The sequence below is a fragment of the Polaromonas sp. genome, from assembly GCF_018780625.1.
GTDB lineage: Bacteria > Pseudomonadota > Gammaproteobacteria > Burkholderiales > Burkholderiaceae_C > Polaromonas.
Genome location: NZ_JADMJK010000194.1, coordinates 1 through 13,480 on the forward strand (window position 1 = coordinate 1; position 13,480 = coordinate 13,480).

Below are 13,480 nucleotides of genomic sequence, written 5' to 3' on the forward strand. Positions count from 1 at the left end.
ACCATCGTCGGGCGGACAGGCTCCTTGTTCAAGATGACTTTGCCACCCGCTTACCCTTAAATTGCCGTCTTGGGGCGTAAAGAACATGGCTGACTACACGCAACTCCACTACTTAGGAGTTGTTCATGAGGTCATCTACCAGCGCAAACTGCGCCATCGCCGCGGTCTCGGCGGCCCTTCCGTCTGTCGTCGTATCCCCAGCCAAACCCAAGAGTAAAGGTAAGGCCCGTTCCGAAGCACAGCCTTATCGAGAGGGCGCGGGATACGCTATCCGCTCGCGCTACAAAGGCAACGACATCTACCTAAGCGGCCACCCCACCGGGGCAGCGGTCAAAAAGGCGGCGCGCCAGCGACGTGATGCCATCGATGACCATGGTGCCCCCCAAGGCCGCGGCCCGGACCTGACCACCGCCGCCCAGGCCATGCAGGACTATGCCATGCAGCGGCTGCGTTTCAAAAAAGGCGCGGTGCAGGAGGCCGTGCGTATCAACAACTACCTGCGGGCGGCGCGCCTAAGCACACTGCTGGTCACGCCCCTGAAGACCGTCTTGCCCGCATCCGGTGTTACCGCGGCCCCGGCGTCCAGCGGGGCCAAAGCTTCGTCGAAAGAAAAAAAGCCGTTGACGGTTTACTTCAAGGTCACCTTGGAGCCTTACAAGTCCGAGCGTGTCATCGCCAACGGCCTGCATGCCCATCGCAAGGTGCAGCTGACGAAAACAGCCGACTCCCGCAGACACCGCGCTGTGCTGGCCGGCCGGGCAATGGGCGCCATCGGACGGGCTGACATGCAACGCTACATGGACGCCATGCGCGACGAAGGCGTGGCGCCAGCGACCATGAAACTCGAGCAAGCCATGTGGCGGGGGCTCTTTAACTACGCGTTCTCGAAGTGGGCCTGGGCTTCACTCATAGACAATCCCGCGACCCAGCTGGAGATGCCCGTGGTAGAAAACGAGCGCAAACGTACGATGAGCCACGCCGAGCAGAGCCTGCTGGACGCTGCGCTCCTGGACTGCCGCAACTTGCTGGTCGCACCGGTGCTGACGCTGCTGCGTGAAACCGCAATGCGCGCGTCCGAGCCGCTGGAGCACGCCTGCTGGAGGGACGTCAACTGGGAGCGCCGGGTGCTTTGTCTGAGCGATGCCAAGGCCGGGAAAAGGGATGTGCCCCTGTCACCGGTGGCTATTGAGGTGCTGCGCAACCTGGGTCCGGGTGAGCCGAACGAGCCTATCGTAAAAATCACCTACGACGCGCTGAAGAAAGGCATGGAGCGCGCTTGTGAACGAGCGGGTATAAAAAATCTGCACCTCCAGGATATAAGGAGGACTGCAGCGACTCGCCTGGCGCTGAAAACGGGGAATCTGTTTTTGGTGAAAGCGCTAACGGGACATAAAACAGACAAGATGGCTGCCCGCTACATGCAGGTCGGTGCCGATGATGTGGTGAACGTTCTGCACGCGCCGCAAGAGGCCACACCGGTCGCTACTGTCGCTGAGGTGGAGCCGCCGAAAAGCGCTGTGCCAACGCCGGTCGAAAACGAGCCCGCATCGCCGCCGATGTTTACCCTGGAGCAGATGCAGGCCATGGCGCAACTCGCAGCCCAAGCCGCCGTTGCCGGTCTAAATACCGGGAAGTCCACGCCTCCCGGACCCGTACAGATTCCGCTGCTGACGCTGGTCCCGCCGCCTGCACCAGGGCCCTCAAGAGAGGGGCCTTCCCTGAGCCTGGTTGCCTGATGGCCGCGCCGGGCCACCTGACGGGGGTGGCCCGGCGCTGGTTGGCGCTTGCACCCTGCCCACACACAAGTGCAGCGGTCCTTGACCGGTGGTACTGCAGGACATGCAGGACATGGAGGGCATTGAGGAGCTCTGGACTCGGGGGTTCCTGGCATGGCCTTTTGCACGGATGACGTATCGGTTTGCTGTCGCGACACGCCATGCATTTCCCCAAGGCTTGTGGCCCTTCATCGGCTTGTCCACGTACATGGTGTGTACGCAGGGCGCGTCGAACCCGGTCAGCCACATGTCCCGCACGATGACCAGACGCAGCGGGTCGGCCGGGTCCTTGAAGCGCTTTTCCAGCCGCTTCTTCACTTGGCCGCTGTAGATGTGGGGGCGCAGCAGGGCCTTGTCGGAGGCGCTGCCGGTCATGATGATTTTGATGGCCCCTTTTTCCGGGTCGGGGTCGTGCCAGTCTGGGCGCTGCTTGACGATTTCGTTGTACAGGTGCACACAGATGTCCCGGCTCATGGCCACCACCATGGCCTTGCCGTCCTGGGCCTGGTTGCGTGCCTCGAAGTGCGTCACCAGGTCGGCGGCCACACTCGCCACCCGCGGCGTGGCGCCCACCACCTTTTCAAGCGCTGCCCAGCGGCTCTTGAGCTGCGCCTGAGTGTTTTCTTCCTCGTCCTCGGCCAGCTCGTCCACCTCCTCGTCGAGCAGGGAGAGCCTTGGGCTCGAAGCCGCTCGATGGTGGTGACTGATAGGCTCAGCCGCTGGGCCAGCCAGCCGGTGGAGCGCATTTGATTGATTTCACTCATGATTTTTTCCTGATTGCGGCAGGGACGATTCCCTACTACTTTCTTGTTCTGGCCAGAGTGGGCGAAAGGAGGCGTTTTTGGGCCAATGGCGGAGAAACCCGGCCGGTGGCTGTCGGCGCCTCTATTGGGCGTCTTCGGTCTCTCTGAGTTGCAAAGCCCGAAGGCCCCCTGAATCTTTCTTGTCATCACTCCCTTAATCTTATCGTCAATCTTGTCATAAACTTGTCAAAGTGATAGGATTAAACTATATTCTTGTCAGCATGACGAGATTCAAGCCCTAATCTCCTCAAAATACAAGATTGACAAGGATTCTCTACTTCCATGACCACCCCTGCGCTGTCACCCCGTCACGATGCGTTGCTGCGCCTGCTCCTTGCTGCCGGGGAACCCGTACAGCCTGGTGCACTGGAGCAAGCCCTCCAGGCTTCCCGGCCCACCATCAACCGGGCCTTGCGAGACCTCCTGGCCTCTGGCTTTCTGGAAAAGCTGGGGGACGGCCGGTCCACCCGCTACATGGCCACAGATGCGGCCAAGGCCGCACTGGGGGCCCTGCCTTCAGCCGCACCCACGCCAGCGGGGCCTGGCATGCTGCAGTGGTCGCCGGCTGCACTGCCATTGGTCGAAACGCTTCGCGCGCCTCTGGGAACTCGCACCCCGGTAGGCTATGAAAGCAGTTTTGTGGACAACTACATCCCGAACCAGTCCAGCTTGCTTCCAACGCAGCTGGCCACGGACTTGTTCAACGCCGCCCGTAGCCGGGACCAGCAACCCGCGGGAACCTATGCCCGCGAGGTTCTGGAGCAGCTGCTCATCGACCTGTCCTGGTCGTCATCTCGCCTGGAGGGCAACAACAAAAGTTTGCTCGACACCAGGGAACTCTTCGAGCTCGGGGAGCAAGCAGGGCCCCTCGACGAAGACACCCTGATGCTGTTCAACCACAAGAATGCCATCGAGTTCATGGTCGACGCTGTGCCGACAGAGGGAATCACGGTGCCCGTCATCGTTGACCTGCAGGCTAAGTTGATGAAGGACCTCTTGAAGGACTCGCGGGACATCGGCAGCATCCGCCGGCGCGTGGTGAACATCGACGGCTCTGTCTACTCCCCCAGCAACATCCCCACGCTCCTGGAAGAAACGCTGAAGTCCATCATCGACAAGGTTCGCCACATCCGAAACCCGGTGGAGGCCGCATTCTTCCTTTGGGTCAACCTGGCCTACCTGCAGCCCTTTGCGGATGGCAACAAGCGCACGAGTCGTCTGAGCGCCAACATGCCGCTCCTGCTGTACAACTGCGCACCCTTGTCCTTCCTGGACGTGGAGCGCACGGACTATGCGACCGCCATGCTCGGCGTCTACGAACAGCGCAACGTCGCCGCGGCAGTCGAGCTGTTTGAATTCATCTACCGTCGCTCGATTCAGAAGTACAGCGTGCTGCGAGCCTCCCTGGCCGTGCCCGACCCGCTTCGGGCCCGGTACCGACAGGCCCTCAATGAGCTCATGCAGTTCGTCGTCCTCTACGGCCGAACGCTGGAAGACGCATTTTCGGAGGTGCCCGTAGCCGCCGCTGACCTGGCGGCGTTGCGCGTCATCGCGAACACCGAACTCGACCACCTGGAGCAATACAACTGCGCCCGTTACAACCTCGCGCGAGGCATGACGCAGAGATGGATTGACGCCGGGCGGCTCAGGTAACCTGCCAGGAAACTTGCAACCCGTGGCGGGTCGTCCTTGCTGCCGATTACGCCTCTGCCCCCTGCGGTACCCAGGGCGACTGCTTTGCCGGCAAACCGCCTGCCAGAAACGATTTCACCTTGGACAAAGAAAAGCCCCAGCCGTTGACTGGGTCGAAGTGTCACCTGGGGCTGTTCGAGGCAGTCTGACGGCCGACAGCTCAGGGCCCGATTGGGGGTGGCGTAGTGGCAGGTATGGCTGCAGGTGCAGCCGTTGCAGGGCCGGTCGGTGTAGTGGTAGGCGGCACGATGGGGGCTGTTGCCGGCGAGTTGGTCAATCCAGAAAGCACGGCCCGTGCTGACGACGCGCCAAAGGATGCCGAAGACACCCATCACGGCATCCCGCCACGCTGACGCACCTTGCAATCTACTGGTTGGCGCCGAACTGAAATTGATCAGGAGTGCCCATCTCAAGGTGCGCGGACCAAACGCACCGATTAGCCATCGCTGGCGGCGTAGATTGATGCGCCAGAGTGGTCATCCCAGAAGCGGCACATCGCTGAAAACGCGCCGGCCGGTCTAGGCCGCCTTGGCCCGCGCGCTGGGGGCCCTGGGCGGCTCGCTTTGCAGCAGTTCGTCCCGGGCGAGGTTCTCGATCATCGCCAGCAGCACCTTGCGGGTCACCGCAATTTCCGCGGCCGCCAGGCCTTCGATGCTGACGTGGTTGGTTTCCTCGGCCAGCGGCACCAGCTTTTTCTTCAGTGCACGGCCTTGCTTCGTCAGGTGCACGTACATGTTCTTCTTGTTGGTCGGCAGTTGCCGGCGTTCGATGTAGCCGAGTGCTTCCATCGCCTTGATGGCGGTGAAGGTGGTCGGCTCCATCACGCCGGCGCGCGCGCTCAGCTCTTTTTGCGTGAGGCCGTCGGCCTCCCACAGGATGCGCAGGAAGGTCCAGTGGCCGAAAGGCACGCCGTGGCGCGCCAGGCGCACCTGCAGGGCTTTGTGGAAGGCGCGCGATGCATCGCGCACAAGGTGTGCCAGACGGTCGTTGGGGACCGCTTCGCGCCAGTGATGAATGATGTTTTGGGTGTCGAGGCTCATGACCCGTTAGCGTAACCCGTCCTGCTGACCGTTCCGTAGGCGGTCTGGTGCGCGGGACGGCATTCATGGCCGGTACGCGCCGAATCCAGCAGGGCCAGGCAGACTGCGGTCGTGGCGCGCGCCCATTCACCGCTGTGGCGCGGGGGCCGGCCTTCGATGGCGGCCGCGTACAGCTCGTCGATGACCTCCTGCCGCGGCACGGCCGGCGGTGCCAGCGGCTCGAAGATTTTTTGGCCCCCGGTGTAGATGGCGATGCCGGTCGGCCCCGGTAGCAGATCGGCTTTTTCGCAGCTGACGATGAGGTGGCCGAAGTGCTGGTGTGCCAGTGTGCCGGGCGCGGCGACCGCGGGCACGTACTGGTTGCCGCCGTAATTGCGCGCGGCCTTCATCGCGCTTTCGTCGTCAGCGCTGTGCGCCTGGGCCAGCCGCCGCCGCGCCGCGCCGTGGTCGGCCGGATTCTTGTTCTGGCCCATCTCGCCGATGTCGCCCAGCAAGGTGTCGGAATCGAAATGGCCGTAGCCGCTGTAGGTGGCCGAGGCGAACGCGCCGCCTTTAAAACCCAGCAGCGCGCTGTACGCGCCTTCGGTTGGCCGCGACGCATCCCAGGCGCCGGTGTGGGCACGCACGCTGGTGACCAGCCCGCCGCCCAGCAGCCGCACGATGTCGATCTGGTGCGTCGCCTGGCTGTGGATCACGCCGCCGCCGGCCGAGGTGTCCAGCTCTTCCGGACGCCTTGGCCGGAACAGGAAGTCTGTGAAGTTCAGCGCATGGATCATCTTCACCGCGCCGTAGTCGCCGCTGTCGATCAGCGCGCGCGTGCGTTGCACCGGCGTGTTGAAGCTGTGGCTGTGGCCGACGATCAGGTGCACGCTGGCGCGGCGTGTGGCCTCTATCATCGCCGTGCAGTCGGCCAGCGTCAGCGCCATCGGTTTTTCAACCAGCACATGCTTGCCGTGCGCGGCTGCGGTGGCCACATGCGCCGCGTGGAACTGGTGCGGCGACGCGATGTACACCGCGTCCACGCGCGGGTCGGCGCACAGTGCTTCGACCGAGTCATGCGCCGGCGTGCCGAAGTCTTTTTCGAACTGGCGGCAGGCTGCCGCGATGGGGTCGGTGGCCGCCACCAGCTTCACGCGCGCATCCCCGGCGAAGGTCGGCAGCATCAGCGTGAAGGCGCGGCCGAGGCCGACCACGCCGATGTTGAGAACGCGCGCGCTCACAGGTCCAGCACCAGTTCGGGTGATTTCGCGCGCGACACGCAGACCATGATGTGGTCGTTCTTTTCCTCGTCGCTGAGGACCATGTCGCGGTGCTCGGCCTCGCCGGCCAGCAGCCGCGTCTTGCACGACCCGCAGGTGCCGCTCTCGCATGAGCTGGGCACACGCAGACCATAGGCGCGCAAGGTTTCCAGGATGCTCTGGTCGGCCGGCACGTCCAGCGTCTGCTGCGTTTTTTCGAGCTTCACACGGAAGGGCTGGTTCTCTGCAAAGGCCTTGGCGTCGACGCCGAAACTCTCGAAGTGCACCGTGCCCGACGGCCAGTGGCCCGACATGTCTTCCACGCTTTCCATCAGGCCCCTGGGTCCGCAGCAGTAAACGTGCGCGCCGCTCGGCTTTTCCAGCACCGGCCACAGGTCCAGCGCCTGGTCGATGTCGCCGTTGTCGTGGTGCACGGTGACGGCGTCGCCGAACTCGGCCGTCAGCTCGGGGATGAAGGCGGTGCTGTCCGCGTCGCGCGTGCAGTAGTAGAGCTGGAAAGGCCGGTCGCCGCCGCGCTTGAGGTGCCGCATCATCGACAGGATGGGCGTGATGCCGATGCCGCCTGCGATGAAGAGAAAGCTGCCCGCACGCTCGGCCAGCGCGAAGTTGTTGCGCGGGCTGCTCACCAGCAGCAGCTGCCCGGCCTGCACGTCGTCGCTCATGCTGACCGAGCCGCCGCGGCCGCGCTCGTCGCGCTTGACGGCGATCTGGTAATGGCTGGTGTCGGCCGGGTCGCTGCACAGCGAATAGTTGCGCCGCGTGCCGTTGGGCACCTGCACCGTGAGGTGCGAACCTGCGGTGAAGGGCGGCAGCGGCGGGCCGTCCGCACGGCGCAATTCAAACAGCGTGATGCCATTGGCTACGCGCGCTTTCCTGGCCACCGTGAGCGACATGAAGCCGGGCTCATCGTCCGGGGTAGCACGACCCGCATCAGGGTTAACGCTCATGTTTGTCTCCTCAATATTCTTGACAAATTTTTCAACGTGGCTAATCTTAGGCGGCTAAGAATAATGCTGCTTGCGAAGTTTTGCAAGGGTGTTTGTCGCGGTGCCCACGCGCCGAACTGAAAGAGTTAGACCATGTTGACCCACGAAGAAAATGAACTGCTTTGCCGTGTCGAGCGCGATGCGCCCATGGGCCAGCTGATGCGCCGCCACTGGACCCCCGTCTGCCTGATCGAAGAAGTCAGCGAGCCCGACGGCACGCCCGTCAAGGCGCAGGTGTTCGGCGAAGACCTGGTGGTGTTTCGCGACACCAGGGGCCGCGTCGGGGTGATGGACGAATACTGCCCGCACCGCCGCGTCTCGCTGGTCTTCGGCCGCAACGAGGACTGCGGCCTGCGGTGCCTCTACCACGGCTGGAAGATGGACGTCGAAGGCAACGTGCTGGAGATGGTCTCCGAGCCCGCTGCCAGCGGCATGGCCAGCAAGGTCAAGCACCTGGCCTACCCGGTGCAGGAGTGGGGCGGTTTCGTCTGGGCCTACATGGGCCCGCCCGAGACCAGGCCCGCGTTCCAGCCGCCAGCCTGGGCGCCCACGGCTGATACGCGCGTGACCATTGCCAAGGCCATCATTCCCTGCAACTGGGCGCAGATCCTCGAAGGCGCCATCGACTCGGCGCACAGCTCCAGCCTGCACTCTTCCGACATGGTGCCGGCCCGCGTCAGCAGCGCCGAAGCCACCGACACCACCTGGCTGCGACCGTCCACCGACAAGGCGCCGCGCATGCAGGTCGAGCGCGGCAGTTACGGCTTTCGCTACGCCGCCATCCGCCGCCCGATCATGCAGGCCGCAGCCAACGACTATGTGCGTTCCACCGTGTTCGTCGCCCCCGCCACCGCGCTGATCCCGCCGAACAACCTTTACAACGTCGCCAATATCAACGTGCCAATGGACGACACCCACACGGCCTTCTATTTCATCGCCTGGGGCCACGAATCGCAGACGCCGGACACCGACACTTGGCGCAAGTTCCTCGGCCAGCAGGTCGGCACCGACCTTGACGAGAAGTACGTGCCGCTGCGCAACCGCGCCAACCACTACTGGCAGGACCGCGCCGCGATGAAGGCTGGCAACTTCACCGGCATCACCGGCTTTCCCAACCAGGACATCGCCATGTGGGTGACCATGGGCCCGATCGCCGACCGCACCCATGAACGCCTGGGCGCCAGCGACCAGGCGGTGGTCGAGTTCCGCAAGCTGATGCTGGACGCCGTGCGCGACTTCCAGGCCGGCGGCCAGGCCATCGGCACCGGCGACAGCCGCATTCCGGACACCGTCTGCGCCTTCCAGGCCATCGTGCCCAAGACCACCGATTGGCGCGCCTATGCGGCCCACCACGTGTGGACCGCGAAGGAGCCAGCGCTTGAGCCGTCCTATAGCGCGCCCGTCCCGGCGGCCGGCGCCACGAAGTCCCAGCGCGCCTGACCTGCTTCCCGTTTTCCCGCCCCGCACCGTTCCCATCTACAACATCGGAGACCCACCATGAAACCACGTCGTCATCTGCTGCAGGCTGCCTTGCTGCTGGCTTGCGGGCTTATCCCTGCCCTGTCGCAGGCCCAGGCGGCCTACCCCAACCGGTCCATCCGCTTCATCGTGCCTTACTCGGCCGGTGGTCTGCCCGACACCGTCGCCCGCGTTTATGCGCAGCGCCTGGGCGAAAAGCTCGGCCAGTCGGTGGTCGTCGAGAACCGTCCCGGCGCCAACGGTGTCGTGGCGGCGCAGGCGCTGGCCACCGCACCCAAGGACGGCTACACCTTCCTCGTCACCGACGGTTCAATGTTCTCCATCAACCCGGCCATCTACAAGAACCTGGGCTACGACTACAAGCGGGACTTCATGCCGGTGGCACTGGCCGCGCGCGCGCCGCTGTACCTGGCCGTCAATTCCAGCGTGCCGGCCAGGACGTTGCAGGAATTCATCGCGCTGGCCAAGGCCAAGCCGGGTACGCTGAACTACGGCTCGTCCGGCGTTGGCAGCACCCACCACCTGACCATGGAAGCGATGAAGGTCGCACTCGGCCTGCAGTTCACGCACGTGCCCTTCAGGGGATCCGGTCAGTCGGTGCCGGCGCTGGTCGGCGGCCAGGTCGATGTGCTGTTCTCGGCGCTGCCCTCACTGGCAGGTTTCGTCACTGCGGGCCAGGTCAAGCTGATCGCCTCGAACGCGGCCCAGCGCTCGGCGCTGGAGCCCAACGTGCCGGCCATTGCCGAGATCATTCCCGGCTTCGACTTCGCGCCCATCGTCGGCGTGCTGGCCGCCACCGGCACGCCCGCAGAGGCCATCACCCGCATCAGCACCGAGATCGCTGCGGTCTCGCGCATGCCCGAGCTGGTGCAGACACTGAACAAGGCTGGCGTCGAGCCGATCGGCACCGGCCCTGCCGACTACAACAAAGCCGTGCTGGCTGAAAATGAACGCCTCACCACGGCCATCGCTGCGGCTGGCATCAAAACGGAATAAAAAAAAGCACTCATGTCCAAACTGAACCTGACCTTCGGCTGCTGGAACTACGACCGCACGCGTGCCCTGATGGACGGAAGCGTCCAGCCGGACGGCATCGACCTGAACTACCTCAACATGCCGGTCGAGGAAACCTTCTTTCGCATGCTGCGGCACAAGGAGTTCGACGTGGCCGAGATGTCGCTGTCCTCGTACTCGGTGTCGGCCGGCAAACCCGAGCGGCCCTTCGTCGCCATCCCCGTGTTTCCCTCGCGTTTTTTTCGCCACTCGTGCATTTACGTCAACGCCAACTCGGGTATCCGTGAAGCCAAAGACCTGATCGGCAAACGCGTCGGCAACCCCGAATACCAGATGACGGCGCCAGTGTGGATACGCGGCATCCTGTCGGACCACTACGGCGTGCCTGTAGACAGCGTGACTTACTTCACCGGCGGCGAGGAAGAGCCCGGCCGCTCCGAAAAAATCAGGCTGGACCTTCCGCCCAACATCAAGGTCAAAAGCATCGGGCCCGACCAGACGCTGGCGCAGATGCTGCTCGACGGCGAGATAGACGCGCTCTACACCGCGCGCATGCCTTCGTCCTTTCTCAAGGGTGGCGGCAAGGTCAAGCGCCTGTTCGAAGACTATGAGCAGGTCGAGCGCAACTACTTCAAGGAGACCGGCCTTTTCCCGATCATGCACACCGTGGCCATCCGCCGCGACGTGTACGAGGCCCATCGCTGGGTCGCGCGCTCGCTGATGAAGGCGCTTGAGGAATCGCAGCGCCGCACCTACGAAGACCTGTACGAAACCGCCGCGCTCAAGGTCATGCTGCCCTGGCTGACCTCGCACGTCGAGCAGGTCAAGCGCGAGATGGGCGAGGACTTCTGGCCCTACGGCTTCGAGAAGAACAAGGCCACGCTGGAGACTTTCCTGCGTTACCACCACGAACAGGGCCTGTCCAAACGCCTGCTGACACCTGAGGAACTCTTCGCACCGGAATCGCTGGAGGCCTTCAAGATCTGAAGATGTGAATCCATCTGCTGCAGCTGCTCCTGAGCCGGACGCTGCGGTTTTCCCACCTCCTCACAGGCGCCACGATGTCACCCACTTTGACCGGTTACTTGCTGGCTGGCGGTGCGCTGCTGTTGTTTACCGTCGGCACCCTGGTCACGCGTGCGGCGGCCAGCCGCGTCAGCCTGGGGATTGGATTCCTGGTGGCCACCGGCACCAACGTCGCGTTTTCGGCGCTGGCGCTGGCAGTGCAGCGCGCGCTGGCCCCGCAGCCCATCGCGTGGGACGGGCAGGCCTTCATGCTGTTCGCGCTGGCCGGCGTGTTCTCGACCTACCTCGGGCGCTGGTTCTTCTATGAATCCGTGGTGCGCTTCGGGCCAGCCAAGGCCAGCATCTTCCAGGTCAGCAGTCCCTTGTTCACGGCGCTCATGGCCTGGGCCTTGCTGGGTGAAAAACTCAGCCTGTCGGCCTGCATCGGCATGGCGATGACGGTGGGCGGCCTGATGCTGGTCGGTAGCAAACCCGGTGCGTTCTCCAGGGCGGGCGGAGCGGCGCCGACGGCTGCGGTGCAAAAGCGCAGCGCCGGCTTTATCCAGACGGCGCTGGCCTCGGTGATCCTGCTCGGTCTGGGCGGCTCGCTGGCCTATGCCATCGGCAACTTGCTGCGCGGCGCGGCGATTCGCAGCTGGAACGAGCCGGTGCTCGGCGCCCTGGTCGGCGCGGGCTTCGGGCTGTTGCTGCACCTGGTCTTCAACCGTGACAAAGGCAGCGTGATGGCCGGCCTGCGCACGGCCGACCGCGGTGGACTGTGGCTCTTCGGCCTGATGGGCGTGTGCACCATCTCCGCGCAGATCCTCACCATTGCCGCGATGCGTTACATCCCGATGTCCATTGCCACGCTGATCACGCAGCTCATGCCGCTGCTGGTTTTCCCCCTCAGCCGCTGGCTGTTTAAAGCGCATGATGACTTCACCACCGTCATGCTGGCCGGCAGTGGGATGGCCATGGCGGGCGTCGTGCTGGTCGTGCTGCGTTGACGGCGCTCAAGGGCGCCGTCCGTCATGCCGCAGCGCCTTCCTTCCAACTGAGGCGTCCATGATTCCGGTGACAAGATGCTGACCGACTACGCCACCGCCGCCGAGGCGTTGGCCCTGCTCAAGGTACGGCCGCAGACCTTGTACGCCTACGTCAGCCGCGGCTGGATACGCAGCGTCGCGCAAAAGGGGCTGAAGGAAAAACTCTATTCGCGCGAAGACCTGGCCCGTGTCGGCCGGCGGCAGCTGGCCCGCTCCGGCCACGGCCCGGTGGCAGCGTCGGCCATGAACTGGGGCGAGCCGATCTTCGCCACGTCCATCACCGAAATCACGGAGCAGGGCCCGCGCTACCGCGGCCAGCTGGCGTCCGACCTGGTGCGCAGCGGCGTGGCCTTCGAGCGCGTGGCCGAGCTGCTGTGGACCGGCACGCTGCCGGCCGCAGCCACCAGCACTGCGGTCTGGCCGGTGCCGCGGCCGGCGCGCGCGCTGGCCGGCCTCACGCAGACGCTGGCCGCGCTCGACGCCGGCGACAACTTGCTGGAGGCCTTCGCGATGGTCGTGTTGATGCTGGGCATGCGACGCGGCCCGGTGGCGCAGCGCCTGCAGCAAGGCAACACGCTGGCCGCCGCGCGCGAGATCATGCAGACACTGGCCGGCTGCTGCGGCTTCGTCGGTCCCGCCCAGGCCTTCCAGCCGCTGCGCAAGGGCCAGGGCCTGGTCGATGGCCTGATGCAGTCGCTGGCCATGGCGCCCACCGACGGGAACCGCGAGGCGCTGCGCGCGGTCCTCATCCTGATGGCCGATCACGAGTTGCCGCCCGGCACGCTCAGCGCGCGCGTGGTCGCGTCTACGGGCGGCACGTTGCATAGCTGCCTGGCCTCGGCCCTGTGCGCGACGTCTGGCGTCGACGTGGGACGCATGTACGGCCGCGTCGAGGATTTTCTTGGCCGTCCGCAGGGCAGGTCGGTGCTGGTCCGGCGCGCCCACAAGCTTCATGCCGCCGGCCAGCGCGTGCCCGGGTTCGACCACCCGCTCTACCCCAAGGGCGACCCGCGCGCCACCGTGCTGCTGGACATCGCCCGTGCCCGCAGCGACGGCAGCCGGGAACTCCGCGCCATCTTCGGTTTCCTGGGCGACATCCGCGTCAGCGCCGGCCTGCTGCCACGCCAGGAACTGGCCGTCGTCGTCCTGTGCCGCGCGCTGGGTCTGCCGCGCCAGGCGGCGGCCGCGCTGTTTGCACTCGGCCGCACGGCGGGGTGGGTGGCACATGTACAGGAGCAGCGGGCGGGCGGGACCTTGCTGCGGCCGCGGGCCCAGTTTGTGGGGAGGCCGGCAGGTCACTGAGCGCGTTCCTGCGTTTTGATCGATGCAGGACGCGTCATTCAAGCCGGGGCCGCGGGACCGGCTTTGCCGGACCGCAGGC

General features: G+C 64.9%; 10 protein-coding genes and 1 pseudogene. 7 read left to right on the forward strand and 4 right to left on the reverse strand.

Going from position 1 to position 13,480, the window contains the following annotated elements; translation table 11 throughout:
* Positions 1-437: 437 nt before the first annotated feature.
* Positions 438-1,736, forward strand: coding sequence for a site-specific integrase (locus tag IV091_RS14695; RefSeq protein WP_293470000.1), 1,299 nt, complete (start codon positions 438-440; stop codon positions 1,734-1,736).
* Between the two features lie 219 nt (positions 1,737-1,955).
* Here the strand turns inward: IV091_RS14695 and IV091_RS14700 are convergent.
* Positions 1,956-2,438: pseudogene (locus tag IV091_RS14700) on the reverse strand (DEAD/DEAH box helicase); the annotation flags it as partial.
* Positions 2,439-2,860: 422 nt separating this feature from the next.
* On the opposite strand from IV091_RS14700, the gene IV091_RS14705 reads away from it, so the two are divergent.
* A complete protein-coding gene (locus IV091_RS14705) occupies positions 2,861-4,231 on the forward strand; it encodes a Fic family protein (protein WP_293470002.1) in 1,371 nt (456 codons plus the stop codon).
* Between the two features lie 557 nt (positions 4,232-4,788).
* Here IV091_RS14705 and IV091_RS14710 read toward each other — a convergent pair.
* The 3 genes from IV091_RS14710 to IV091_RS14720 are packed head-to-tail and all read right to left on the reverse strand — an operon-like array spanning position 4,789 to position 7,516.
* A complete protein-coding gene (locus IV091_RS14710; RefSeq protein ID WP_293470004.1) occupies positions 4,789-5,310 on the reverse strand; it encodes a MarR family transcriptional regulator in 522 nt (173 codons plus the stop codon).
* Positions 5,307-6,530: a Gfo/Idh/MocA family oxidoreductase gene (locus tag IV091_RS14715; RefSeq protein WP_293470006.1), complete on the reverse strand. Its 1,224-nt coding sequence runs from the start codon at positions 6,528-6,530 to the stop codon at positions 5,307-5,309. Before IV091_RS14715 ends, IV091_RS14710 begins: the two co-directional genes overlap by 4 nt.
* Complete coding sequence (locus tag IV091_RS14720; RefSeq protein WP_293470008.1) at positions 6,527-7,516, reverse strand: PDR/VanB family oxidoreductase; 990 nt, start codon at positions 7,514-7,516, stop codon at positions 6,527-6,529. Before IV091_RS14720 ends, IV091_RS14715 begins: the two co-directional genes overlap by 4 nt.
* 132 nt (positions 7,517-7,648) lie before the next feature.
* On the opposite strand from IV091_RS14720, the gene IV091_RS14725 reads away from it, so the two are divergent.
* The 5 genes from IV091_RS14725 to IV091_RS14745 all read left to right on the forward strand — a co-directional run bounded on the left by IV091_RS14725 (position 7,649) and on the right by IV091_RS14745 (position 13,401).
* A complete protein-coding gene (locus tag IV091_RS14725; RefSeq protein ID WP_293470009.1) occupies positions 7,649-8,995 on the forward strand; it encodes a Rieske 2Fe-2S domain-containing protein in 1,347 nt (448 codons plus the stop codon).
* Positions 8,996-9,052: 57 nt separating this feature from the next.
* Positions 9,053-10,030, forward strand: a complete 978-nt coding sequence (locus tag IV091_RS14730; RefSeq protein ID WP_293470010.1) for a tripartite tricarboxylate transporter substrate binding protein — start codon at positions 9,053-9,055, stop codon at positions 10,028-10,030.
* A 12-nt stretch (positions 10,031-10,042) separates the two neighbouring features.
* Positions 10,043-11,035 carry an ABC transporter substrate-binding protein gene (locus IV091_RS14735; protein WP_293470011.1) on the forward strand — a complete coding sequence of 331 codons (993 nt, stop codon included), beginning with the start codon at positions 10,043-10,045 and terminating at the stop codon, positions 11,033-11,035.
* 74 nt (positions 11,036-11,109) lie between these two features.
* Positions 11,110-12,060 (forward strand): DMT family transporter, encoded by a 951-nt coding sequence (locus IV091_RS14740; RefSeq protein ID WP_293470012.1) that lies wholly within the window; start codon positions 11,110-11,112, stop codon positions 12,058-12,060.
* Positions 12,061-12,135: 75 nt separating this feature from the next.
* Positions 12,136-13,401, forward strand: a complete 1,266-nt coding sequence (locus IV091_RS14745; protein ID WP_293470013.1) for a citrate/2-methylcitrate synthase — start codon at positions 12,136-12,138, stop codon at positions 13,399-13,401.
* Positions 13,402-13,480: the final 79 nt, after the last annotated feature.

Excerpts from the sequence above, each read along its gene's own strand:
- IV091_RS14695 (WP_293470000.1), top strand. The coding sequence starts at position 438 with ATGCAGCGGCTGCGTTTCAAAAAAGGCGCGGTGCAGGAGGCCGTGCGT.
- IV091_RS14705 (WP_293470002.1), top strand. The coding sequence starts at position 2,861 with ATGACCACCCCTGCGCTGTCACCCCGTCACGATGCGTTGCTGCGCCTG.
- IV091_RS14710 (WP_293470004.1), bottom strand. The coding sequence starts at position 5,310 with ATGAGCCTCGACACCCAAAACATCATTCATCACTGGCGCGAAGCGGTC.
- IV091_RS14720 (WP_293470008.1), bottom strand. The coding sequence starts at position 7,516 with ATGAGCGTTAACCCTGATGCGGGTCGTGCTACCCCGGACGATGAGCCC.
- IV091_RS14725 (WP_293470009.1), top strand. The coding sequence starts at position 7,649 with ATGTTGACCCACGAAGAAAATGAACTGCTTTGCCGTGTCGAGCGCGAT.
- IV091_RS14730 (WP_293470010.1), top strand. The coding sequence starts at position 9,053 with ATGAAACCACGTCGTCATCTGCTGCAGGCTGCCTTGCTGCTGGCTTGC.
- IV091_RS14735 (WP_293470011.1), top strand. The coding sequence starts at position 10,043 with ATGTCCAAACTGAACCTGACCTTCGGCTGCTGGAACTACGACCGCACG.
- IV091_RS14740 (WP_293470012.1), top strand. The coding sequence starts at position 11,110 with ATGTCACCCACTTTGACCGGTTACTTGCTGGCTGGCGGTGCGCTGCTG.
- IV091_RS14745 (WP_293470013.1), top strand. The coding sequence starts at position 12,136 with ATGCTGACCGACTACGCCACCGCCGCCGAGGCGTTGGCCCTGCTCAAG.